The sequence below is a fragment of the Halomonas sp. E14 genome (assembly GCF_052568415.1).
In genome coordinates this window covers 701,332-725,248 of sequence record NZ_CP199423.1, presented here as the reverse complement: position 1 = coordinate 725,248, position 23,917 = coordinate 701,332, and the positions used below count along the sequence as shown (strand labels likewise).

Genomic DNA, 23,917 nt, shown 5'->3' with positions numbered 1-23,917 from the left:
AGGATCAGGAGTCGACCTTGGGCGGCTCGACCTCGAGCTTCTGAGCGGCAATCACGGCCTGGGTGCGCGAATGCACCCCGAGCTTGCGCAAGATCGCCGTGACATGCGCCTTGATCGTGGCTTCCGAAACGTTGAGCTCGTAAGCGATCTGCTTATTGAGCAGCCCCTCGGTCAACATATTGAGCACGCGGAACTGCTGCGGCGTGAGCGAGGCGATCGCTTCGGCAAAACGCGTCTCCTCTTCGTTGGAGTCACCCATCACATCGGCGAGCTCCTTGGGCAGCCACACTTCACCGTCGAGGATCTCGCCCACGGCCTCGGCGATCAGCGCCAGCGAAGAGGATTTGGGGATGAAGCCCGAAGCACCATAGTCGATGGCCCGACGCACCACGTGCGGCTCGTCGCTGCCTGATACTACCGCCACCGGAATATCGGGGGTCTGCCCACGGAGTTGAATCAGCCCGGAAAAGCCGTGCGCACCCGGCATATGCAGATCCAGCAGGATCAAGTCCGCATCGGGGTGGCGTGTGACCACTTCGCTGGTCGCCGCCATGGTGTCGGCTTCCACGATCTCAGCCTGGGGCGCCAGCTGGCGCAGCGCCTGGGTCAAGGCTGCTCGGAACAGCGGATGATCATCGGCAACGATGAATTTCTGGGCAAAGGCCATGGATTCTCCTCCGGTTCCTTGCGCAGCGGGCCTGAGCCGCCACACTGGGCTGATCTTGTGATACCGCATGTTACCCCATGCAGGAAGGCTTTCCCAAGCCTATCCCGGCCGTTGTCGACAATGCCATGGGGCCAGCTCTCTCTTACTGACCTGGGTCAGAAATCGCATCCGGAGCAAGCGACCGCCTCGGAACTGCACGGTTGTTGCCAAGCGTAGCGTGAACTTTCCCACCGCCCCATCCCTTTTTCCTGATTTTCCTACCCACCCTCATAGCGACACCTTTCTTTTCACACGGAAACAGCTTAGTTCTTGCTGCAATTTCTTCTCATTACCTACTTTGAAGTCAACGGCGAAACCAGTCGCGCCGGAATGCCGATAAAAGGAAGTACGGATTGCACCGGAACACCGTGTTCCGTTTGCAGCACCAACCTGAAGGAGTCAGTCATGGCGCAGCGCAATCAGAACCCCGGCAACTTTGCCAACGACCCCAAGAAAGCGGCTGAAGCAGGCCGCAAGGGCGGCCAGAACAGCGGTGGAAACTTCGCCAACGACCCGGAGAAAGCCTCCGAGGCAGGGCGCAAGGGCGGCCAGAACAGCGGCGGAAATTTCGCCAACGACACGCAAAAGGCATCGTCGGCTGGCCAGAAAGGCGGAAAGAACAGCGGTGGCAATTTCGCCAACGACCGCCAGAAAGCTGCCGAAGCCGGCCGTAAGGGTGGCAAAAGCCAAGGGCATTGATCCCTGGGGCTGCTGGATGTCTCTCCAGCAGCCTTAGTCGTGAAGCCCGACTGGTTGCTGGGTGATTAGGGCTTCACTCCCCCCCTTAGTACCGCGCCTTATCATGTCCCCGAGTGGCCAAGACAGGGATGTCATGGCGTAACGAAGAGCGAAGGAGTTATCGATGTTCCATCATTCCTCGAAGCTGCAATATCCGGTCAAGGTGGACAAGCCCGACCCACAGTTCGCCATGCTGCTGCAGCAGGCCATCGGCGGCGTGGAGGGAGAAATTCGCGTGGCCATGCAGTATTTTTTCCAGGCCATGGGCGCCCGTGGCGACGACCGTATTCGCGACCTGCTGCTGTCGACGGCCACCGAAGAACTTTCGCACATCGAGATGCTGGGCCACGCCGTGGCACTCAACTTGGAAGGCGCTCCGGTCTCGTATCAGGAGGAGTCGGCCAAGGACCCGGTGATCCGCGCCATTCTCGGCGGCACCAACCCGCGCCACCTGCTTTCGTCGGGCCTGTCGGCCATGCCGGTCAATGCCAACGGCGTGCCGTTCGACATGAGCCATATCTACGCTACCGGCAACGTGGCAGCCGACATGATGGCCAACGTGACCGCCGAGGCTGGTGGCCGAGTGCTGGCGACACGGCTCTACAACTGGACCGACGACCACGGCATGAAGGACTTTCTCGCCTTCCTCATTGCACGCGACACCATGCATCAGCAGCAGTGGCTGGCCGTGATCGAGGAGATGGGCGGCCTGCAGGCCCAGCTTCCGATACCCAACTCCACCCCTGAAGCCCATGAAGCGACCGAACACTCCTACTACTACCTCAACACCCTGCTGGACAAGGAAGCACCGCAGGGCCGCTGGGGCCAGGGGCCCTCGTTCGACGGCCGCGGCGAGTTCTCGGTCAGAAACCAGCCGGCACCGGAAGGCCAGGAGCCCAAGCTAGGCCCGGCCAAGCCCCACTCCGGGGCTCAGGAAGAGCAGATCAACCCGCCGAAGTGACACCCGGCAGGATCATGCACATCACGCAAGGAGGTAACCTATGGGCACCGAACCGCAGGCACCCAAGCATCTGGAAGACTGGCTGCGCGATGCACATGCCATGGAAAAGCAGGCCGAGCAGATGCTGGAGACGCATGCCAAGCGCCTCGAGCACTATCCGCAGCTGCAGGCGCGCATTGAACAGCACCTGACCGAGACCCGCGGCCAGACCGAGCGGATCGAGCAATGCCTGTCGCTGCTCGGCACCGATGTCTCTACCTTCAAGGACCTGGGCGCCCAGATGAGCGCCTTTGGCCAAGCCATGGGGGCCATGATGTCTGGCGACGAAGTGATGAAGGCTGGCCTGGCCCATTACGCCTTCGAGCACTTCGAAATTGCCAGCTACAAGGCGCTGATACAGGCCGCCGAAACCGTCGGCAAGCCCGAGATTGCGAGGATCTGCCAGGAAATTCTCAAAGAGGAGGAAGCCATGGCGCAGTGGCTCGGCGACCACCTTGACGATACCACTCGCCAGTTCCTGGCACGCTCAGAAGATGGCGATCTTCGCGCCAAGACTTGAACCCGTTTCCCCTATTATCCATGCCCCTCCTTGCCCGGGATTCCACCCGGGCCTTTTATTAGCTCCGCTCTGCTCCGGTTTGCCACTGCATCGAACCGCAATCAAACGCTCGCCAACAGGGCGCCCCGCTGCACAAAGCGGAAAAAAGCCGCAGGCTCAGTGAGCCTGCGGCCGTGGTGCCATCTGGCGCGATTGCGCTACATGTGGTCGCGCGGGATCACCTTTTCCCAGTTCTTAGAGAAGACGCGGTAGTCGTCCTCGTAGGCGTCCAGCTGGGCATGGATATGGAAGTCGGTCTCAGTGCAACTGAGCACGGTGCGGGTGTAGATCTCCACATTCCAGTCGTCGCGCTTGAAGGAGCGCTCGGTGTAGGTCTCGCCCCGCGCCGAGGAGAAGTCGTCGTTGGCGGTGCTGTACCACTCTCGCGTGCTGCGCCGTACCTCGGTGCCGATATCCTCAATGCGAAAATGCCCCTGGTCGTTGATCACTTCCAGGGTCGATTCCTTGGTCGCCAGGTTGCGGTACAACAGCCAGTTATGCTCACTCGCTTCGAAGGTCGTCACCTCCAGTGGCGGCGCTTCCTGCGGCTCGTCGAACTCGGGCAGGCGGGCATCTTCCTGCCCCGCCGTACGCACGGGCAGGATCAGGGCGCTGCTGTCGGGATAGATATCCACCTGGGCCGGCTCGGGCGGCAGCCAGGCCAGCGGCCAGTAGGAAGTGGAGACCGAGACACGCAGCTGGTGCCCGACGGGGAATCGTTGGGCGATACCATTCATGGGAATACGCACCCGGTAGCGCTGGTGCGGCACCAGCGGCTCGGGGTTGGCATCGCCGTCACGGTGGGAAAGGTTCAGCAGGCCGTAGGTTACGCGGGTCGCCTTGCCATCCGGCGCCACGTCGGACAGGCGCACCGCCAGCATGGCCTGCGGCTTGTGGCTGGAAATCTCAAGCTCCAGCTCCGGCATGCCGAAGATATCGAGCGGCTCGACCAGTTCGCGGCTGCTGAAGATCAGCGAGCCGCCGTCCTCTTCGCGCTGATCACCGGGCAGGTCGGGCGTGGCGGCATATGAGCACCACTTGCCTGCGGCCATGCCGACGCTGAGTGGCGACTGAAGCGCCAGCACGCTCTCCTGGCCCTGGCGCTGGTGGGCGCCGCCATGCCCCTCCCCCAGCGCAATGGTATAGGGGCCCAGCGCATAGCGCCGCTCGGTGATGTTGGACGACGGCCAGCCGGACTCACCGATCCAGCGCCCCGGCCGCTCCTCGTAGGAGGTATCGGGCGGCACGCTGTCCTGCTGCCAGGCGCGCAGCATCGGCTCGGCCATGATCCCGGTCTCCTTGCCCTTCAGCCAGTAGTCCCACCAGCGCAGCGCTTCCTGCAGAAAGCCGATGGCAGGCCCCGGCAGCCCCTGGTGGGGATATTTGTGCCCCCAGGGGCCGATCAGCCCCTTGCGCGGCACCTCGAGATGCTGCATCAACCGCAGCACGGTATTGGTGAAGCCATCGGCCCAGCCGCCGATGGCATAGACGGGGCACTGGACCGCCGAGTAGTACTCGCACACCGAGCTGGTCGTCCAATAGGCGTTGCGTCGCTGGTTCTCCAGCCACGGTTCGAGCCATAGGCCGCTGTTCTCCATCCGGTCGAACCACATGTCGCGCCAGCGGTCGCCGACGATCTGCGGGTCGGGCGGCAAGGTATTGAAGGCGAACATGACGGTGGCCTCGGAGAGGTTGTCGCCCAGCAGGCAGCCGCCCATGTAGTGCATGTTGTCTGCGTAGAGATCGTCGCTCGAGCAGAGGCTGATGATCGCCTTCAATGCAGGTGGCTGCTTGGCCGCTACCTGCAGGCTGTTGAAGCCACCCCAGGAGATACCGAACATTCCCACCTTGCCATCGCACCACGCCTGCTCCGCCAGCCAAGCAATGGCGTCCACCGCATCTTCCTGCTCTTGCTGGGTGTACTCATCGGTGAGCACGCCGTCGGAATCGCCGCTGCCGCGCATGTCCACGCGTATGCAGACATAGCCATGCCCAGCAAGATAGGCGTGGTTGGCATTGTCACGGGCCCGGGTGATATCCCGCTTGCGATAGGGGATGTATTCCAGAATTGCCGGCATCGGCGTGTGCTCGGCCTCCTCCGGCAGCCAGATCCGCGCGGCCAGCTGCGCCCCGTCGCGCATCGGGATGAAGACGTTTTCGATCTCGCGAACCTTGTAGGGAAACGAATCCACGATGCTCACGGCTCCTCCTCCTGGGTTCATCCGATGGGTTCGATCTCGAACTGGAGCGCCTCCAGGCACGCCTTATAGCGCTGCTCAATCTCCTCGTGATCCTCGCCCGCCACATAGAGCGTTCCCAGGCGATAGCTGAAGCTGTCCTGGTGCATGAGATCGCCCAGGCGCATGCCGGGCTCCACGTCGAGCCGCACCTTGGTGCCGGGAAAACGCTCGCAGATCGCCTGGACCTCCGCCTCGCTCGGCACTCGCTTGACGATTCCGTCACGATGCTCGTAGGGGATGTAGCACTTGGCCGCCACGGCCGCGATGCCCTGGCGATTGGCCATTGAGGGACGCTCGCCAAAGGCGATGTCGACCGCCACCTCATGGTTCGACATGCCATCGACCATAATGAAGATCTCGCTGTGGGACTGGGAGATCCGGGTGTTGAACTCGATCAGCCAGAGCTTGTCGGTCGCCTCGTCCCACATGAATTCGGCGTTGAAGCAGCCGTTGTCGTAGCCGATATGCTCAAGGAAACGCCGCGACACATCGATCATCTGGCGATGCACGCGCTCGGGCAGGTTGCTGGGGTACTCCAGGCGGTCGTAGGGGATGTCCTTGCTGACCGAGTTGGGCTGGGCAATGATGCCATGCACATTGAATTCACCATGGAAGACCGTGCCCTCCGGGGCGCCCTGCGCACCGGAAACGATCTGCTCGGCAATACAGGAGTTACCGTCCATCTGCCGGATTTCCGGCGGCAGCTCGACGTGCCGAAGCGCTTCGTTAAAGGGATCGCCCAGCTGGCGGATACCTTCACGGATCTCCTTGATGGCCTCGTGGAACTGCGCCTCGTTTTCGATCTTGAAACCCAGGTGGGACGAGAACGCCTTGACCGGCTTGATCCAGAACGGGTAATCCAGGGTCACTTGGGCGAGGGGGTCGTCGGCAAAGGGGTCGACAGCACAGAATTCGGGCACTACTTCCGGAATGACCTTCTGCTGCTCCAGGCGGCTCCAATACTTGTGCTCGCACTTGAGCACGCTTTCGACCGAAGGAGCCGGAATGCCTCGTTCCTGGCACAGGATGGGCACCATCACGCTGGTGGGAAAATCCCATTGAGCCACGATGGCATCCACCGAGCCGTCAAAAGCGTCGAGCTTGCGGCGCGCCTCGTTGAGCAGCGCATCGAATGAGAAGCTGGGGGCTTCCACGGCATCTTTGACCGACAGCAGGCTGTGAACTTCGAATTCCTCTGAGTGGCGCAGGGTCTTCAGCTCTTCCCGCTGCTGCGCCTCAAGCGCCACGACAAAGATATTACGCTTCATCCGTCATTCTCCTTGACAGTATCGATAGGGGCGCTCAGGCCCCCGCTCTTCCCTATGCCCCACTCAAGATATGCAGGGCCCAACGAAGGTTCCATGGACAGGACGATTCTTTACGCATTCAAACCCGCACGAAACAAAGCCGTAGCACACCTCCGGCCCTGGTTTGACAGCGGCACAGGTCTGGCTACGTTGAACAAGTGACGCCGCAGGCCGGCGCCAGTTGCCGGCTGGATGACTACAGGAGGTAACGTCATGAATGCACTCGAGCTGCTCAAGGAAGACCACGACAAGGTGCGCGATCTGCTGGAACAGCTGGTCAACACCACGGAGCGGGCCGAAAAGAAACGGCCCGAGCTGCTGGCGAAAATCGAGAAGGAAATGAAGGTCCACACCCAGATCGAGGAAGAGATCTTCTACCCCGCCTTTAAGGAGGCAAGCGGCAAGGCCAACGACAAGATGTACTACGAAGCGCATGAGGAACATCGCGCCGTCGAGGACCTGGTGCTGCCCGACCTCAAGAAGGCCGACCCCGCCAGCACCCAGTTCTCGGGGCGGGCCAAGGTGCTCAAGGAGCTGATCGAGCATCACGCCGAGGAGGAAGAGGAGGAGATGTTCCCCCAGGCGCGCAAGACCATGTCGCAGCGCCAGCTCGAGGAACTCGGTGAGAAGATGCAGGCGCGCAAGAAGGAGCTCATGGCCGCCTAGGTCTGCACCGGTCTACCAGCGCCAAGGCAAGGACAGGGGCCCGGCAAATGCCGGGCCCCCTGCGTTACGCCGCACTGGCGCAGCGGCAGGGGGCGACTAGGCTGAACGGTGGAGCCCTCGACTACGGGCTCGAACCAGCGGTCTGGACAGCGGCCAAGGATGCAGCCGATGGAACGACTCGAGGCGTACCGCCGCAAGCGCGACTTCACGCATACCCGGGAGCCCGCCGGCGACAGCGGCGGGGCTGCCGGCCCGGGCGATCGCTATGTGATGCACAAGCACGCGGCCAGCCACGATCACTTCGATCTGCGCCTGGAGCAGGACGGGGTGCTCAGGAGCTGGGCGCTGCCCAAGGGGCCGAGCCTCGCACCCGGCGAAAAGCGCCTGGCCGTGGAGGTCGAGGACCACCCGCTGGAGTACGGCGAGTTCGAAGGGGTGATCCCCGAAAAGGCCTACGGCGGCGGCAGCGTGATGCTGTGGGACCGCGGCCGCTGGAAGCTCAAGGGCAAACCCAGACAGGACCGGATCGACATCGAACTCGACGGCGAACGCCTCAAGGGCAGCTGGACCCTGGCCCGCATGAGCGGCAAGCGCCAGGACAAGCACGGACGCAACTGGCTGCTCATCAAGCGCCACGACGACAAGCCGCGCATGGACACCTCGCTAACCGCGGAGCTCGATGAAAGCATAGCCAGCGGCCGCAGCATGGCCGAGATCGCTGAGGATCGCGACAACACCTGGGGCACCGCCGAGGCCGGCAAGCGCAACGTACCCGCCCCCGGCCGCCTCGAAGGGGCGCGCAAGGCCAGGCTGCCCAGAGACGTAAAGCCGCAGCTGGCCACCCTGGCACGCGAAGTGCCGGCCAAGGGCGACTGGCTTTACGAGATCAAGCTCGACGGCTACCGCCTGCTGGCCCGCATCGAGCAGGGCGATGTAAGGCTGATCACCCGCAACGGCAAGGACTGGTCCCACCGCTTCCCCGAGATCGCCCGGGCGCTGGCACCGCTGCCAGTGACCTCGGCGCTGCTCGACGGCGAGGTGGTGGCCCTGGGCCAGGATGGCATCAGCCGCTTCGGCGAGCTGCAGGAGGCGCTCTCCAGCGGCCGCACGTCAGCCCTCGTCTACCAGCTCTTCGACCTGCCCTACCTCGAAGGCCATGACCTTTCCGGCGTCGCGCTGCGCGAGCGCAAACGCACCCTCGCCGCGCTGCTCGACGCCGCCGGTCTCCAGGCCGGCACCCTACGCTACTCCGATCATCTCGACCACCAGGGTGAAGCCTTTCACGAGCGCGCCTGCCAGATGGGACTCGAAGGCATCATCTGCAAGCGCGCCGACAGCCGCTACCAGCAGAAGCGCAGCCGCGACTGGCTCAAGGTGAAGTGCGTCAGCCACGAGGAGTTCGTGGTCGGCGGCTACACCGAGCCCAGCGGGTCGCGCAGCGGCTTCGGCTCGCTGCTGATGGGCGCCTACGGCAAGCAGGGGCTGGTCTATGCCGGGCGCGTGGGCACCGGTTTCAGCCATCGCCTGCTCGATCAGCTGAGCGCCACCCTGCAGGAGCGCGAAGTGAAGCGCTCGCCCTTCCATGGCAGCGTACCGGACAGCCGTGCGGTGCACTGGGTGCGCCCCGAGCTGGTGATCGAGGTGGAGTTCACCGAGCGCACCCGCGACGGTCGCCTGCGCCACCCGTCCTTCCGCGGCCTGCGCGAGGATCGCAACCCCGAGGAGATCCGCATGACCCCGACCAAGGAGCTGGCTGCCGACGACGCTGCGGAGCCGACCCCGCCAGCGGGCAAGCCCAGCGCACGCAGGCGCAAGGACGAGACCTCGCTGCTTGGCGTGCGTTTGACCAGCCCCGACCGGGTGCTGTTTCCCGAACAGGGGCTGACCAAGCTTGACCTGGCACGCTTCTATGCACAGATCCATGAGTGGGTGCTGCCCCGGCTGGCGCGCCGGCCGCTGTCGCTGGTGCGCTGCCCCCAGGGCCGCACCGACGAATGCTTCTTCCAGAAGCACCCGCGCCGCGCCATTCCTGCCGACGTGCCGCGCATCGACGTGCCCGAGAAGAAAGGCAGCGCCGAGTATGTCTACGTCGAGTCCGCCGCCGACCTGATCGGCCTGGTGCAGGCCGGTGCCCTGGAGATCCACCCCTGGGGCAGTTGCATCGACCACCTCGAGCAGCCCGACAGCCTGGTGTTCGACCTCGACCCGGATGAAGGCATGGCCTGGAAGGAGATCCTGCGCGTCGCCGGCACCCTGCGCGAGCGCCTCGAATCGCTGGGCCTCACGCCGTTCCTGCGTACCACCGGCGGCAAAGGGCTGCACCTGGTGGTGCCGATCGAACCCAGCGCCGAGTGGGAGCAGGCCAAGGCCTTCGCCAAGGGCGTCGCCGAAGCCCACGCCAGGGACGATCCGCAGCGGCTCACCACCCACATGGCCAAGGCCAAGCGCGAGGGGCGCATCTTCATCGACTACCTGCGCAACGGGCGCGGCGCCACGGCGGTGGCTTCCTACACGGTGCGCGCCCGCGAGAGCGCCCCGGTCGCAGTGCCGATTCGCTGGGACGAACTCAACGCCGCCCTGCGCGCCGATCGCTACAACGTCCAGAATCTGCGCCGCCGGCTCTCCGCCCTGCGCCACGACCCCTGGGCGGATTTCGCCGAGGCGGCACGCCCGCTGGATGCCAAGTTGCTCAAGGCCATGGGCGTTAAGTGACGCTGGCCTTGTACCGGAGAGAACGACATGAGCGAAGCACCCTGGTGGCTGGAAGCCGGCGCCGAGACCTGCCTGTTCTGCCTGTGCACCTTCCACTACGAGGCGGGTCATTACTGCGTCGACTGCGACCGGCCGATCTGCCCCGGCTGCGTGGCAGCGCGCTTCGCGAGCCGCGACACACTGTGCCCCGAGTGCCACGAAGAGGCATGCCGCAGTGAAGACGCTACCCGTCAGGAGGAGCGCTGATGAGCGCCCGGGCGCTGTGGAAAGGCGTGATCCGCTTCGGCGAGGTGGAGGTACCGGTGAAGCTCTACTCCGCGGTGCAGGACCGCAGCGTGCACTTTCGCCTGCTCCACGCGAAGGACCGCTCGCCGGTCAAGCAGGCCATGGTCAACCCCGAGACCGACGAGGTCGTGCCCTATGCCGAGACTCGGCGCGCCTATCGCACCGACAAGGGCAGCCTGGTGGTGTTCGACAAGGAAGAGCTTGAGGCGCTGGAGCCTGATACTGGCCGCGACATCGAGGTGCTGCGCTTCATGCCGCCCCAGGCCATCGACCACCGCTGGTACGACAGACCCTACTATCTGGGCCCCGACGGCAGCGAGGCGCTCTACGCCGCGCTGGCCGAGGCGCTGGGCAATAGCGGCAAGGAGGGGCTGGCGCACTGGGTCATGCGCAAGAAGAGTTACGTTGGCGCCCTGCGCCTGCATCGCGGCGTGCCGATGCTGATGTCGCTGCGCCATACCGAGCAGGTGGTCTCGGTCGACGCCCTCGAGCCGCCCGGGGGCAAGGCGCTGGACGCCAAGGAGCTGGGCATGGCGCGCCAGCTGATCGGTATGCTGGAGGCCGAGTTCGACCCCACCGAATACCACGACGACTACCGCGAGCGTGTGCTGGCGCTGATCGAGGCCAAGCGGCAGGGCAAGCGTCCCAAGGTCACGCCGATTCGCCGCCGCGAACCCTCCGACGATCTCACCAAGGCGCTCGAGGCCAGCCTGAAGAAGGAGCGCAAGCGTGCCTAGCCCCAGCAAAGCCAACACCAAGGCAAAGACCCGTCCGAAGGACACCGGCCCAAAGGCGAACCGCAAGAAGAAGGAAAAGAGCGAGCCGCCCCAGGGTGAGGAGAAGGCACGCTTCCACACCAGCGGACCACGCCCGCTGTGGTCGGGCACCATTACCTTCGGCCTGGTCAGCCTGCCCGTCAACCTCTACCCGGCCAACCGGGCCAAGCCGGTGTCGCTGCGCATGGTCGACAGTGAAGGCACCCCGCTGGCGCGACGCTACTTCTGCGAGAAGGAGGCCCGCGTGCTCGACCACGACGAGCTGGTGCGCGGCTACGAGGTGGCGAAGGACGAATTCGTGGTGGTGGAGGACGACGAGCTCGATTCGCTGGCCCCGGAGAAGACCCAGGAGATCGACCTCAAGCGCTTCGTCGGCCTGGACGAGATCGACCCGATGTACTTTCAGCGTGCCTATTTCATGACCCCCGACAAGGGCGTGACCAAGGCCTACCGCCTGCTGGCCGAAGGCATGGAGTCCGCCAGGCGTGCCGGCATTGCCACCTTCGTCATGCGCGGCAAGGAGTACCTGGTGGCGATCATCGCCGAGCGCGGCATCCTGCGCGCCGAGACGCTGCGCTTTGCCGATGAGCTGCGCACCCCTGCCGACCTGCCCCTGCCCAAAGCCGGCGAAGCCGACGCCCAGCGGGTCAAGGCCATGCAGCAGGCGATGGCGGCCCTGACCGAGGACGACTTCTCGCGTGACGAACTCACGGACCTGCAGAGCCAGCGCATCGTCGCCCGGGCCGAGGAGAAGCTCGCACGCGGCGAGGATGTCATCGCCCTGGCCGAGGAGCCCCCGCCCGACGAGGCAGCGGAAGCAGGCGGCGAGGTGATCGACCTGATGCAGGTGCTCAAGCAGAGCCTGGCCGAAGGCCGTCCGCCCGGCCAGGCGACGCGCAACGACACTGGCCAGAGCAACGCGAACAGCCAGGACAGAGAGAGCGGCAAGAACAAAGAGAGCGCCAAGAGCAACAAGCGCGACATGACCCACAGCGGCCGGCAGGGCACACGCAGCGAGGCGAAGAAAGGGTCGTCAGACCCGCACACCACGCGAAAGCAAAACGCCGCCCGAGGCGACGCCAAGGAGAAACCGCGCGGCAAGCGCCACGCCGCCACGTTGGAAAGCCTCAGCCGCAATGCGCTTTACGCCCGCGCCCAGCGGCACGACGTGCCCGGCCGCAGCCGCATGAGCAAGGCCGAACTGATCGAGGCGATCGCGAAACTGGACTAACACAAAACAGCCGGCCCTGGGGCCGGCTGAGAGTCGTTGGCTCAGGCTAGTGCTCAACGAATGGCGCGATTCTCGATCAGGTCGTCGACCACGCTCGGATCGGCCAGGGTGCTGGTATCGCCCAGGCCGTCGCACTCGTTGGCCGCGATCTTGCGCAGGATCCGGCGCATGATCTTGCCCGAACGCGTCTTGGGCAGCCCCGGCGCCCACTGGATGACGTCCGGCGAGGCGATCGGACCGATGTCCTTGCGAACCCACTGGGTCAGCTCCTTCTTGAGCTCGTCGCTGGGCTCGATGCCGTCGTTCAGGGTCACGTAGATGTAGATACCCTGCCCCTTGATGTCATGCGGGAAGCCCACCACGGCAGCCTCGGCCACGGCCTCGTGGGCGACCAGCGAGGACTCGATCTCGGCGGTACCCATGCGATGGCCAGAGACGTTGAGCACGTCGTCGACGCGGCCGGTGATCCAGTAGTAGCCGTCTTCGTCACGACGACAGCCGTCGCCGGTGAAGTAGTAGCCCTTGTAGGTGGAGAAGTAGGTCTGGATGAAGCGGTCATGGTCGCCCCAGATCGAGCGCGCCTGGCCGGGCCAGGAGTCGCTGATCACAAGGTTGCCGTCAACCGAACCCTGGAGCTCGTTGCCTTCGCTGTCGAGCAGCGCCGGCTGCACGCCGAAGAACGGCAGCGTGGCCGAGCCCGGCTTGAGGTCCATGGCGCCGGGCAGCGGCGCGATCATGATGCCGCCGGTCTCGGTCTGCCACCAAGTGTCGACGATAGGGCACTTGGCGTTTCCGATGACCCGGTAATACCACTCCCAGGCCTCGGGGTTGATCGGCTCGCCGACCGAACCCATGATGCGCAGAGTGTCGCGCTTGCTGGAGTCCATCACGCCGTCGCCGTGGGCCATCAGGGCGCGGATGGCGGTCGGCGCGGTGTAGAGGATGTTGACCTTGTGCTTGTCGACGATCTCGCCCATGCGGCCGTGGGTCGGATAGCTCGGCACGCCCTCGAACATCAGGGTGGTGGCGCCGTTGGCCAGCGGGCCATAGACGATGTAGCTGTGACCGGTGACCCAGCCCACGTCGGCCGTACACCAGTAGGTCTCGCCGTCCTGGTAGTCGAAGATGTACTGGTGGGTCAGGCTGGCATAGACCAGATAGCCACCGGTGGTGTGCTTGAGGCCCTTGGGTGCGCCGGTGGAGCCGGAGGTATAGAGGATGAACAGCGGATCCTCGGCGTTCATCGCCTCGGCCGCGCAGTCGCTGGACTGCTTGTCGACCAGCTCGTCGTACCAGACGTCGCGGCCTTCCTTCCACTCGATCTCGCCACCGGTGCGCTTGACCACCAGCACCTTCTCGCAGACCTCGGTGCCCTGGCGGGTCAGGGCGGCATCGACGTTGTCCTTGAGCGGAACGTGCTTGCCGCCACGCACGGACTCGTCGGCGGTGATCACGAGCCGGGAGTCGGCGCCAACGATGCGCTGCGCGAGGGCGTCCGGGGAGAAGCCGCCGAACACCACCGAGTGCACCGCCCCGATGCGGGCGCAGGCCAGCATGGCCACGGCGGCCTCGGGGATCATCGGCATGTACAGCGTGACCACGTCACCCTTGCCGATGCCGAGCTCCTTGAGGGCATTGGCGAGCTGGCAGGTCTTGGCGTGCAGTTCGCGGTAGGTGACGTGTTTGGAATCCTTGGGATCGTCGCCCTCCCAGATGATGGCGGTCTGGTCGCCGCGCGTCTCCAGGTGGCGATCGAGACAGTTGGCGCTGGCGTTCAGGGTGCCGTCTTCGAACCAGCGGATGTCGACATTGTGCGGGTCGAAGGAGGTGTGCTTGATCTTGGTGGGTGCCTTGATCCAGTCGACGCGCTTGGCCTGCTCGGCCCAGAAGCCCTCGGGGTCGTCCACGGACTGCCGATACATGGCCTGATATTTTTCACGATCGATCCAGGCATTGGCGGCGACCTCGTCGCGTACCGGATAGAGTTTCTGTTGATCGGTCATTGAATAGCCTCTTCCAGGAGATGCACCCTCTCGGTGTATTCACCGGCCCGTTATTGTTGGCTGCGCCGGCACCTTGATGATGAGCAAGGATATACCGCCTGAAGCGGCCTTCCCCTTAGACCTTGGTATCAAGAAATTTCTGTTTCAATTCATAGAGTTGGAAGTCGACTCCGGGTCGACAAAGGGCTGATAGACCAAGGTCTGAGCGCAGCTCAGGCAGCGGTAGCGCCGCCCGCCGCGGGCCAGCGAATGGCGCCGGGAAGTGAAGAAATGGGCCTGGCATCCGCAGTGGTAGCGGAAGGGCGACGGGCTCGCGCGCCGGGTATCGAAGCGGTGGGTGACCCGCGGTTCGAGGCCGAACAGGCGGGCCATCACGGTGCGCCACTCCCGACCGTGAGGCCTGGCCTGGCGGCCGTCGCTCAGGTGCCGCACCAGCCAATGGGCCATCTCGTGCGGCACCACCTCAACCAGAAAGGCCTGGCGGTTCTCGCCCAGCAGCACCGGGTTGAAGCGCAGCCCGCCGCGGCCATAGTGGGCCTGGCCGGCACACTGGCCGCGCAGGTCGCACCAAACCTTCGGCCGCGGCAGCCCGGGGTGGTAGCGGCGGCACAGCTGCCAGGCGGCCTCCACGCGGTCCAGCAAGGCCTGGTGAAGCGCCGCATCGTCGAGGCGAGCGAGCCATTGTGGGCAAGGATCAGGCAGCGCGGGTTGTCTCATGGGGTGCTAGAATGACGCCCCGCCCCGGCGACGTCCAGCCCAGGCTGGCCGCCGCCCGCTTCACGAAGCCTTGCCACGAAGTCATGTCACGAAGCCATGCGAGAGGCCCAATGTCCGACACGCCCCTGCCCCAGCCCCTGCTCGAGGACGAAGAGCTCGAGCGCCTCGATGAATTCCTCGACTCGGAAAGCGTCGATCCCGATGCCCTAGACCTGATCGCGGCCCATGGCTTCCTCGTGGCCCTGGCCGTGGCCCCGCGGGAGCACGATGCCGCCACCTGGGTCGCCGAGCTGTTCCACGGCGAGCCGACTTTCGCCGACGATGCCGAACGCGGCGAGATCCTCGGCCTGCTTGAGAAACTGCGTGTCAATGCCATCGACACCCTGGAGCAGGGCGGGCTGCCCGAGCTGCCCTTCGACCTGACCCTGGAAGGCCTGCCCGCAGAGGAGACCCCGGTCGGCGACTGGTGCGCGGGCTTCATGGAGGGCGTGTTCCTCGATGAAGACGCCTGGTTCGCCCAGGACGAGGAGACGGTGGCCACGCTGCTACTGCCGTTCATGGCGCTGTCGGGGCTGTTCGATGACGAGCCCGACATGGCCGAGATGGTAGCGGACGGGGCTCGCCTGGAGTCGCTGGTGGCCCAGCTGCCCGACCTGGTGCTAGACCTCTACCTGCACTATCGCGTACCCCCAGAAACGCCCAAGCCCATGCCGCGTAAGAAGAAGCCGGCAGGCCGCGGCTCTGGCAAGGGCTCTGGCAAGGGCAAGCCGGGCGGCAAGCGATAGCCGATTACCGCAGCCGCGTCAGCCAGGCGTCGAAGGTGCCGAAGATCCACTCCTTGAAGCGCTGCCAGCGGGGTCGCTGCAGCCAGATCTGATAGGTGATCTCGCGGCTGGCGGCGAAGTTGCGCTCGAACAGCGCCGCCACCTCCCCGGCGAAGCGGGCATCCTCCACTTCCTGGTTGGCTTCCAGGTTCCAGTGCAGGCTCCAGTGGTCGAAGTTGCACGAGCCGACGCTCGACCACTGGTCGACCAGCGAGAACTTGGCGTGGATGAAGGTGGGCTGGAACTCGTAGATGCGCACTCCGGCACGCAGCATGCGGCGATAGAAACGCTGGCCGGCGTAGCGCACCCAGGGATGGTCGTGGTCGACGCCGGGCAGCAGCAGGCGCACATCAACACCACGCCGTGCGGCACGCACCAGGCGCAGCCGCAGGCTGAAAGTGGGTACGAAATAGGGCGTGCACAGCCAGATACGCCGCTGCGATGCCGAGACCCGCGCATAGAGGGAGTGGCGAATGGCCTGGTAGCGATAGCCCTGCCCCCACACCACGCGGCCACGCATGCCGCGGTAATCCTCGCGCAGGGTATAGGCCAGGCCCAGATCGCGCACCAGGCCGGGGTCGCCGCCGCCGCGCGTCAGCGGGGAGTCCCATAGTCGCGAGAACAAGCGCACCCAGTCGGCCACTACCGGCCCCTCGATGCGCACCGCTACCTCGTACCAGGCATCGAGAAACTCGTCGACCGCCCCGAAGCCACCGGTGAAGGCCACCTGGCCATCGATCACCATCAGCTTGCGATGATCGCGGGTGAGGTTGAGCGCCAGCGAGTGAAAGCCCAGCGGATTGAAGAACCTAAGCGCCACTCCCGCTTCTTCCAGCCGCCGCCGGTCCTCTCCCGCCAGCCCCATGGCGCCATAGCCGTCCAGCATCAGCGCCACCTTCACGCCGCGCTCGGCGGCATGCGTGAGCGAGTCGATCAGCACCGAAGCCAGCTGCCCGGACTCCATCAGGTAGAGCTCGATCAGGATCGAGTGCTGCGCCCGTTCGATGGCTGCAAACATCGCCGGCAGGAAACGCGCCGACTCCGCCAAGAGTTCAAACCGATTACCATCCCGCCACACGCCATGCATGGCCTGCCCCCCTCATCCGAGCCGTGATTGACGCACGTTTGCGTGTCGAGGGAAAGCACCTGACCCGGCCCCGGCGAGGCGTCTATACTGGCTTTTCGCCCCAAGCCGAGGCCGTGGAATGGTAGCTGGCACTTTCCTTCGCACCCCGTTGCGCCGCCTGATCAAAGCCTGGGTCGAGGCCCGGCACATCGAACCCGCGCCGCAGGCGCTGCCGCTGGACCCCTCGCTTCCCGTCGTGTACGTCCTGCCCCATGTCGCGCTCTCCGACACGCTGCTGCTGGAGACCCTGTGCGAACGCCATGGCCTGCCTCCCGCCCGCGGCCGCCACCTGATCGGGGAGGTCGCCCTGCCCGCCTGCCTGGCGCTGCCGGCACCGCAGCGCCGACTGTGGCGGCGCGGCAGCGGCCTACAGGCGCCCTTTCAGGAGGCGCTCGACCAGGTGGCGCAGCACCCCGGGACAGACCTCCAGCTGGTGCCCGTGAGCATCTTCTGGGGCCGCGCGCCCGGCAAGCGCTTCGGCCTCTGGCACCTGCTGGCGGCCGACAGCTGGCAGCTCACCGGCAGGCTGCGGCGGGCGCTGTCGATCCTGCTGCACACCCGCAGCGTGGAGGTGCAGTTCGGTGCGCCGCTGAAGCTCAGCAACCTGCTCGACGCCCGCGGCGCCGCGCTGGCCAACCGCAAGTGTGCACGCCTGCTGCGGGTTCACTTTCGCCGCATGCGCACACGCGTGCTGGGCCCGGATCTCTCGCATCGCCGTACGCTGATCGAAGGCGTGGCCAAGAGCCCCGAGGTTCGCGAGGTCATCGATACCCTGGCGTCGACCGAAAAACGTTCCCCCGCCCGGCTACAGCGCCGCGCCCTGCGTTACGGCCACGAGATCGCCTCCAGCATGTCGTACCCGGTGCTGCGCTTCATGGACGGCCTGCTGCGGCGCCTGTGGAACCGGCTCTACGACGGCGTCGAGGTGCACGGGCTCGACCGGGTGAAGGCACTGGCCGGCGACCATACGCTGGTCTACGTGCCCTGCCATCGCAGCCACATCGACTACCTGCTGCTCTCCTACGTGCTCTATCGCGACGGCCTGATGCCGCCGCACATCGCCGCCGGGCGCAACCTGAACATGCCGATGATCGGCCCGTTGCTGCGCCGCTGCGGCGCCTTCTTCATGCGCCGCAGCTTTCGCGACAAGCCGCTCTATGCCGCCGTGTTCCACGAATACCTGCACCGGCTGCTGGCCCATGGCCATCCGCTGGAGTACTTCATGGAGGGGGGTCGCTCGCGCAGCGGCAGGATGCTGGCGCCGCGCCCCGGCATGCTGGCGATGACCCTGCGCTCGTTCGCTCGTTGCAGCGATGCCTCGCGGTTCGCCTTCATCCCGGTCTATATCGGCTACGAGAAGATCATCGAAGGCGGAAGCTATCAGCGCGAGCTGCGTGGCGGCAAGAAACCCAAGGAAACGCCCTGGGGGCTGCTGCGCGTGCTCGGCCAGCTGCGCCAGCCGTTCGGCAAGGTGACGGTCAACGTGGGTGAACCGCTGGCGCTCGGGCCCTGGCTCGATGCGGGCGCTCCCGGCTGGCGCGACGAGGTCTCGCCGAAGCCGGCCTGGCTCAGTCAGGCCGTGCCTCGCCTCGGTGACGAGCTGGCCCGGCGCATCAACGCCGCGGCGGCCCTCAACCCGGTCAACCTGGTGGCCCTGGTGCTACTGGCCACGCCCCACCGCGCCATCGAAGCCAGCCTGATGGCGCGCCAGCTCGCGCTGCTAAGCGCACTGCAGCGCCACTGCCCCGGCGGACGCGACTACAGCCTGCCAAGCGGTGAACCCGACGACTGGATCGCCCAAGTGGTCTCGCTGGGCATGATCGAGCGTCGCCCGCATGCGCTGGGCGATATCTTGGTGGCTACCCCCGACCAGGCCAACCTGCTGGTGTGGTATCGCAACAATGTGCTGCACCTCTTCGCCCTGGCGAGCCTGAGCGCCTTCGCGTTTCGCCACACGCCGATGCAGGACCTGGAAGGCCTGCTGGCCCGACTTGCCCCGCCCTGGCCAATCCTGGCCCGTGAGCTTTTCCTGGGGCCGGACGACCTGCACCAGGGGCTGCCCAGCATGCTGGATGCCCTGTGCAGTCAAGGGCTACTGGTCCCCTGCGAGGGCGGCTGGCAGCGCTCCCGGTCGCTCGAGGCTGGCGAGCAGCTGCGCCTGCTCGGGCGGCTGATGCAGCCCTCGCTCGAGCGCGGCTACCTGCTACTGAGCCTGCTGCTCGGCGAGCCTTCCGGCACGCTCGATCGCGAGGCGCTCGCCGAGCGCAGCCAGCAGCTGACTCAGCGGCTGGCCCTGCTTTCCGGGCGCGATGCGCCGGAGTACTTCGATCGCACGCTGTTCGCCAGCCTGATCCAGAACCTGGAGGCCGAAGGGTGGGTCCGTGAGGAAGCAGGGGTACTGTGCTACGACGAGCGGCTGCGCAGCGCCGCACAGCGCACCGGCGAGCTGTACGACCCGGCGCTGAGGCATCGGCTGCAGCTCGTCAGCCATGGCTAGCGATGAGCGCTTGGCGTGGCGTAAAACCGGCGGGCAGCGCGGGAAAACTCCATCTCACGCCTTGAGCGAGCGGTGGACGTAGAGGTCGTAGCGGCTGGTCTTGCCTTCGATGACATGCTGCGGCGCCGGCCCTGCGATGGGCGGCGCCTTGCGCGGACGCTTTACCACCACGCGGTGGGTGGCGACATCGAGCGCCGCTTGCAGCAGCCGCGGCGCGTCGTCGTCGTCGCCGGCCAGCTCGCGAAACAGGCGCATCTCCTTCTTCACCAGCGCCGACTTCTCGCGGTGGGGGAACATCGGATCGAGGTGCACCACCTGGGGTGCGACACCGCTGGCGGCCACCAGCGCCGCCAGATCGCGGGTGGCGTCGCCATGTGCCAGGTGCATGCGGGCGACGATCTCGGCCGTGTCGGCATCGCGGGCGGCACGTGCCAGGCCGTCTTCCAGCAGCGCGTGGATCTGAGCCACACGCTCCACGAGCAGCACCTCGGCACCGAGGCTCGCCAACACGAAGGCATCTCGGCCAAGGCCGGCGGTGGCGTCGACCACGCTGGGCGTGACCCCGGCGGCAAGGCCGCAGGCGCGGGCGATGAGCTGGCCGCGGCCGCCGCCGAAGCGGCGCCGGTGAGCGGCTCGCCCCTCGGCGAAATCGACGCGCAGCGGCTTGCCATGGCGAACCGGGTCACCGATCAGCACCAGGGCACCCTCTTCACGACGCAGGACCAGCTTTTCTGCCGGCTCCGCTGACACCCTCGGGTCGCCGCGGCTCATCCGCCCTTCTGCCATGCGACCTGGTCACGTAGGTAGATCGGCTGGCTCTCGTGGGGAGCCGGACGCATGCCCAGCGCAAAATCGCGCGCGGCCAGCAGCACCATGGCTTCGGCGGCCGGCTCTGCGGTGCTGTCGAAGCGCGTCACCGCGGCCTGGACGGCGGCCGGCATCGCATCGCGCAGCGCCCAGCCGGAGCCGATGCCGTACCAGTCAGCCGTTTCGTCCAGCGCCGGCAGCACAAGACGCTGCGGTGCAAGCACCGCTTCATCCAGCAGCGCCTCGGTGGCACCCGCACGGCAGCGCCAGGCGGCCACGTAAATCTCGCCCATGCGCGCATCCAGCGCCGTCACTGCATGCTCGACGCCGTCGCGCCGATGGGCGGCCAGCGCCAGCGCTTCAAGGGTCGACACCCCCAGCAGGGGCCGCTCCAGGCCGTAAGCCAGGCCCTGCGCGGTGCCTGCTGCGATACGCAGCCCGGTAAACGAGCCGGGGCCACGGCCATAGGCCACGGCATCCAGCGCCGACGGCGCGATGCCCGCCTCGGCAAGCACCTCGTCGACCATCGGCAGTAGCCGCCGGGTGTGTTCGCGCGGCGTGAGCGCGAAGCGCGAGACCAGGGTGGCCTCGTGCCCCTCACGCTGGAGCAACAGGGCAGCGGAGCAGGCACTGGAAGAGGCGTCGAGCGCCAGCAGAATCGGCATAGCGGGATTTCGCTCGGGAATGGGAATGGGGCGAACATTATACGTTGCCGCCGGGCGCGGGACGATGGCGGAAACGACGCTGGCCCGCCAAAGCGGGCCAGCGTCGTTCACTCGGGCACAGCCAGTCAGCGAGGCTTCAGCCTTTCAGCGCCTCGATCACCTGGGCGGTGATCTGGTCGACGCTGCCGACCCCTTCCACACGGTGGTAGGCCGGCGCCGCCTGCGGATCTTCCTCGGCCCACTGCTGGTAGTAGTCGACCAGCGGAGCGGTCTGCTCGTGGTAGACCGCCAGGCGGTTGCGCACGGTGGACTCGCGGTCGTCATCACGCTGGATCAGCGGCTCGCCGGTGACGTCGTCCTTGCCCTCTTCCTTCGGCGGGTTGTACTCGACGTGATAGACGCGACCAGAACTCGGGTGCACCCGACGGCCCGCCAGGCGCTTGACGATCTCCTCGTCGGCCACGGCGATCTCCAGCACGTGATCGATCTTGACCCCGGCTTCCTTCATGGCGTCGGCCTGGGGAATGGTGCGCGGAAAGCCGTCGAACAGGAAGCCGTTCTCGCAGTCGGGCTGGCTGATGCGCTCCTTGACCAGGGCAATGATCAGGTCATCGGAGACCAGGCCACCGCTGGTCATGATCTCCTTGACCTTGAGCCCCAGTTCGCTGCCCTCCTTGACCGCAGCACGCAGCATGTCGCCGGTGGAAATCTGCGGGATATTGAACCGTTCGCAGATGAACTGGGCCTGGGTGCCCTTGCCGGCCCCCGGGGCGCCCAACAGGATCAAACGCATCTGGCTGCTCCTTTAAAAAGTGGAAAATCTTTACCGAGAAATGGACTGTCGTGAACGATAACCGTGCCACCGCAGCCAGACAACCGCAGCTACGCCGGCCGCTTCGCCAATTGCTGCTGAAGCCGCAAGAAATTCATAAGGTTAGCTGCTTAGTTGCACTTTGGTATTCCCACCTGGCGGTGGCACCAAAACAACGGCGGCGCCTCGTGAGGCGCCGCCGTTCTCGCTACGCGGGCATCACATCAGCAAGCGCCGTAGATCGCCTAGCGCCGCCGCCAGGAAGGCGGTGAAGCGCGCCGCATCGGCACCGTTGACTGCGCGATGGTCATAGGAGAGACAGAGCGGCATCATCAGGCGCGGCTCGAACTCAGCGCCGTTCCACACCGGCTTCATCTGCGCCTTGGAGACGCCGAGGATGGCGACCTCCGGCGCGTTGACGATCGGCGTGAAGGCGGTGCCGCCAATGGAGCCCAGGCTAGAGATGGTGAAGCAGCCACCGGTCATCTCCTCGCGCTTGAGCTTCTTCGACTGCGCCTTGCCGGCCAGCTCCACGCTCTCCTTGGCCAGTTCGATCAGCGACTTCTTATCGGCATCGCGGATCACCGGCACCATCAGGCCATCGGGCGTATCGACCGCGATACCGATATGGACATACTTCTTCCACACCATGGTCTCGCCGTCGCTCTTCAGGCTGACGTTGAACTGCGGGAACTTGCGCAGGGCGAAGGCACACGCCTTGATCAGGAACGGCAGCGGCGTGAGCTTGGCACCCTGGGCCTCGGCTTCGGCCTTCATCGACTTGCGGAAGGCCTCGAGCTCGGTAATGTCCGCCTCGTCGAACTGGGTCACGTGAGGTACGTTGAGCCAGCTGCGATGCAGGTTGGTGGCGCCCATCTTGAGCAGGCGTCCCATCGCCTTCTCTTCGACCTCGCCGTACTGGCTGAAGTCCTGGTCCGGCACCGGCGGGATGCCGGCACCTCCGGCCGCCGCCGGCGCGGCGGCAGCCGCCTGGCCCTTGCCCGCCATCGCCTGCTTGACGTAGGCGTGGACGTCTTCCTTCAGCACGCGGTCCTTCGGTCCGCTCGGCTTGACCAGCCCCAGGTCGACGCCGAGCTCGCGCGCCAGCATGCGCACCGCAGGGCCGGCATGCACCAGCTTGCCGTCGCGCGGCTTGTGGGCCGCCATCTGCGCCTCGGGGCTAGGCGTGCCGGCCGGGGTCGGCTTGGCCTGGGTGGGCGAGGCCGGCTTCTCGGAGGGCTCGCTGGGCGCCGGGCTCGACTTCGGCGTGGCCGCCCGCGGCTTGGCTCCGGCCACCTCGATATAGCCGATCAGGTCACCCTCGGAGACGCTGTCGCCCTCCTTGACGGTGAGTTCGATCAGCTTGCCCTTGTAGGGGCTCGGCACGTCCATGGAGGCCTTGTCGGACTCCAGGGTGATCAGCGGGTCTTCTTCGTTGATCTCGTCGCCGGCGCTAACGGCGATCTCGATGATCGGCACGTCGCTGGCGCCGGAGAGGTCGGGCACGCGGATCTCGCGGCGCTCGGGCTCGCCGCTCACCGCTTCCTCCTCGGCCGGCGCTTCGGCCTGCTCGGCAGGTTCCGCGGTGGTCTCGACGGCCTCGGACTCGCCGCCATCGGCCTCATCACCGCCCTCGCCGGCAATCTCCATGGTACCGATCACGTCACCTTCGGAGACGGTGTCGCCCTCCTTGACGGTGAGCGTGACCAGCTTGCCGCCGTAAGGGCTCGGCACATCCATCGACGCCTTGTCCGACTCCAGCGTGATCAGGGTGTCCTCTTCAGCTACCTCGTCACCTTCGGCAACCGCCACTTCGATAATCTCGACGTTTTCGGAGCCGCCCAGGTCGGGCACCTTGATCTCGACGGTACGCTTGCCGCCGCCACTGGCCTTCTTCGCCGCCGGCTTCTCTGCGGCAGGCTCGGCAGCCTTCTGCGGCGCTGCGTCGCGCTTGGGCTCGGACTTGGCGCCCTGCTCCTGGCCACCGGCGTCTCCGCTGCCGCCGCCTTCCACCTCGAGCTCGACGATGTCGTCGCCCTCGGAGACGGTGTCGCCCTCTTTCACCAGCACGCGCACCACCTTACCGCCCTTGGGCGACGGCACGTCCATGCTGGCCTTGTCGGACTCCAGCGTGATCAGGGTGTCCTCGGGCTGGATGACATCCCCTTCGGATACGGCGATTTCGATGATCTCGACGTCTTCACTGCCGCCGATATCGGGAACTTTGATGATTTCGCTACTCAAGGT

20 protein-coding genes are annotated in these 23,917 nt (G+C 65.8%); 10 read left to right on the top strand and 10 right to left on the bottom strand.

What is annotated here, in order from left to right; all coding sequences use genetic code 11:
- Window positions 1-4: 4 nt before the first annotated feature.
- The gene (locus ACT7B3_RS03315; protein ID WP_444678368.1) at window positions 5-667 is read right to left on the bottom strand and encodes a LuxR C-terminal-related transcriptional regulator; all 663 of its coding nucleotides are present in this window, start codon (window positions 665-667) and stop codon (window positions 5-7) included.
- Between the two features lie 309 nt (window positions 668-976).
- Between ACT7B3_RS03315 and ACT7B3_RS03310 the strand changes: the two genes are divergently transcribed.
- The 3 genes from ACT7B3_RS03310 to ACT7B3_RS03300 all read left to right on the top strand — a co-directional run bounded on the left by ACT7B3_RS03310 (window position 977) and on the right by ACT7B3_RS03300 (window position 2,964).
- Window positions 977-1,405 (top strand): general stress protein, encoded by a 429-nt coding sequence (locus ACT7B3_RS03310; RefSeq protein WP_444678369.1) that lies wholly within the window; start codon window positions 977-979, stop codon window positions 1,403-1,405.
- A gap of 163 nt (window positions 1,406-1,568) precedes the next feature.
- Entirely contained in the window at window positions 1,569-2,405 is an 837-nt protein-coding gene (locus tag ACT7B3_RS03305) for a manganese catalase family protein (RefSeq protein WP_445156847.1), read from the top strand.
- Between the two features lie 40 nt (window positions 2,406-2,445).
- The gene (locus tag ACT7B3_RS03300; protein ID WP_445156846.1) at window positions 2,446-2,964 is read left to right on the top strand and encodes a ferritin-like domain-containing protein; all 519 of its coding nucleotides are present in this window, start codon (window positions 2,446-2,448) and stop codon (window positions 2,962-2,964) included.
- A gap of 197 nt (window positions 2,965-3,161) precedes the next feature.
- On the opposite strand, the gene ACT7B3_RS03295 is transcribed toward ACT7B3_RS03300, so the two are convergent.
- Complete coding sequence (locus ACT7B3_RS03295; RefSeq protein WP_445156845.1) at window positions 3,162-5,204, bottom strand: CocE/NonD family hydrolase; 2,043 nt, start codon at window positions 5,202-5,204, stop codon at window positions 3,162-3,164.
- A 17-nt stretch (window positions 5,205-5,221) separates the two neighbouring features.
- Window positions 5,222-6,511 carry an ATP-grasp domain-containing protein gene (locus tag ACT7B3_RS03290; protein ID WP_445156844.1) on the bottom strand — a complete coding sequence of 430 codons (1,290 nt, stop codon included), beginning with the start codon at window positions 6,509-6,511 and terminating at the stop codon, window positions 5,222-5,224.
- Window positions 6,512-6,763: 252 nt separating this feature from the next.
- On the opposite strand from ACT7B3_RS03290, the gene ACT7B3_RS03285 reads away from it, so the two are divergent.
- The 5 genes from ACT7B3_RS03285 (at window position 6,764) to ku (ACT7B3_RS03265) (ending at window position 12,220) form a co-directional block, all read left to right on the top strand.
- Window positions 6,764-7,216: a hemerythrin domain-containing protein gene (locus ACT7B3_RS03285; RefSeq protein WP_444678372.1), complete on the top strand. Its 453-nt coding sequence runs from the start codon at window positions 6,764-6,766 to the stop codon at window positions 7,214-7,216.
- Between the two features lie 168 nt (window positions 7,217-7,384).
- On the top strand, window positions 7,385-9,928 hold the full coding sequence (ligD, locus tag ACT7B3_RS03280) for a DNA ligase D (protein WP_445156843.1): 2,544 nt from the start codon (window positions 7,385-7,387) through the stop codon (window positions 9,926-9,928).
- A gap of 27 nt (window positions 9,929-9,955) precedes the next feature.
- Entirely contained in the window at window positions 9,956-10,174 is a 219-nt protein-coding gene (locus ACT7B3_RS03275; RefSeq protein ID WP_444678373.1) for a hypothetical protein, read from the top strand.
- Complete coding sequence (gene ku / locus ACT7B3_RS03270; protein WP_444678374.1) at window positions 10,174-10,950, top strand: non-homologous end joining protein Ku; 777 nt, start codon at window positions 10,174-10,176, stop codon at window positions 10,948-10,950. Before ACT7B3_RS03275 ends, ku (ACT7B3_RS03270) begins: the two co-directional genes overlap by 1 nt.
- On the top strand, window positions 10,943-12,220 hold the full coding sequence (gene ku, locus ACT7B3_RS03265) for a non-homologous end joining protein Ku (protein ID WP_445156842.1): 1,278 nt from the start codon (window positions 10,943-10,945) through the stop codon (window positions 12,218-12,220). The genes ku (ACT7B3_RS03270) and ku (ACT7B3_RS03265) overlap by 8 nt, the downstream gene beginning before the upstream one ends.
- Window positions 12,221-12,273: 53 nt before the next feature.
- On the opposite strand, the gene acs is transcribed toward ku (ACT7B3_RS03265), so the two are convergent.
- Window positions 12,274-14,223, bottom strand: coding sequence for an acetate--CoA ligase (gene acs / locus ACT7B3_RS03260; RefSeq protein WP_444678377.1), 1,950 nt, complete (start codon window positions 14,221-14,223; stop codon window positions 12,274-12,276).
- Window positions 14,224-14,367: 144 nt separating this feature from the next.
- Window positions 14,368-14,940, bottom strand: coding sequence for a SprT family zinc-dependent metalloprotease (locus ACT7B3_RS03255; protein WP_445156841.1), 573 nt, complete (start codon window positions 14,938-14,940; stop codon window positions 14,368-14,370).
- A gap of 110 nt (window positions 14,941-15,050) precedes the next feature.
- On the opposite strand from ACT7B3_RS03255, the gene ACT7B3_RS03250 reads away from it, so the two are divergent.
- On the top strand, window positions 15,051-15,725 hold the full coding sequence (locus tag ACT7B3_RS03250; protein WP_444678379.1) for a YecA/YgfB family protein: 675 nt from the start codon (window positions 15,051-15,053) through the stop codon (window positions 15,723-15,725).
- A gap of 4 nt (window positions 15,726-15,729) precedes the next feature.
- Here the strand turns inward: ACT7B3_RS03250 and ACT7B3_RS03245 are convergent, their stop codons facing one another.
- On the bottom strand, window positions 15,730-16,851 hold the full coding sequence (locus ACT7B3_RS03245) for a phospholipase D-like domain-containing protein (protein ID WP_445156840.1): 1,122 nt from the start codon (window positions 16,849-16,851) through the stop codon (window positions 15,730-15,732).
- A 118-nt stretch (window positions 16,852-16,969) separates the two neighbouring features.
- On the opposite strand from ACT7B3_RS03245, the gene plsB reads away from it, so the two are divergent.
- Window positions 16,970-19,387: a glycerol-3-phosphate 1-O-acyltransferase PlsB gene (gene plsB, locus ACT7B3_RS03240; protein WP_445156839.1), complete on the top strand. Its 2,418-nt coding sequence runs from the start codon at window positions 16,970-16,972 to the stop codon at window positions 19,385-19,387.
- Between the two features lie 54 nt (window positions 19,388-19,441).
- On the opposite strand, the gene ACT7B3_RS03235 is transcribed toward plsB, so the two are convergent.
- The 4 genes from ACT7B3_RS03235 to aceF form a co-directional block, all read right to left on the bottom strand.
- Window positions 19,442-20,173: a class I SAM-dependent methyltransferase gene (locus ACT7B3_RS03235; RefSeq protein WP_445156838.1), complete on the bottom strand. Its 732-nt coding sequence runs from the start codon at window positions 20,171-20,173 to the stop codon at window positions 19,442-19,444.
- On the bottom strand, window positions 20,155-20,859 hold the full coding sequence (tsaB, locus tag ACT7B3_RS03230; RefSeq protein WP_445156837.1) for a tRNA (adenosine(37)-N6)-threonylcarbamoyltransferase complex dimerization subunit type 1 TsaB: 705 nt from the start codon (window positions 20,857-20,859) through the stop codon (window positions 20,155-20,157). Before tsaB ends, ACT7B3_RS03235 begins: the two co-directional genes overlap by 19 nt.
- Before the next feature lie 136 nt (window positions 20,860-20,995).
- On the bottom strand, window positions 20,996-21,652 hold the full coding sequence (gene adk, locus ACT7B3_RS03225) for an adenylate kinase (protein ID WP_444678385.1): 657 nt from the start codon (window positions 21,650-21,652) through the stop codon (window positions 20,996-20,998).
- A gap of 237 nt (window positions 21,653-21,889) precedes the next feature.
- The gene (gene aceF, locus ACT7B3_RS03220) at window positions 21,890-23,914 is read right to left on the bottom strand and encodes a pyruvate dehydrogenase complex dihydrolipoyllysine-residue acetyltransferase (protein WP_444678386.1); all 2,025 of its coding nucleotides are present in this window, start codon (window positions 23,912-23,914) and stop codon (window positions 21,890-21,892) included.
- Between the last annotated feature and the right edge of the window lie 3 nt (window positions 23,915-23,917).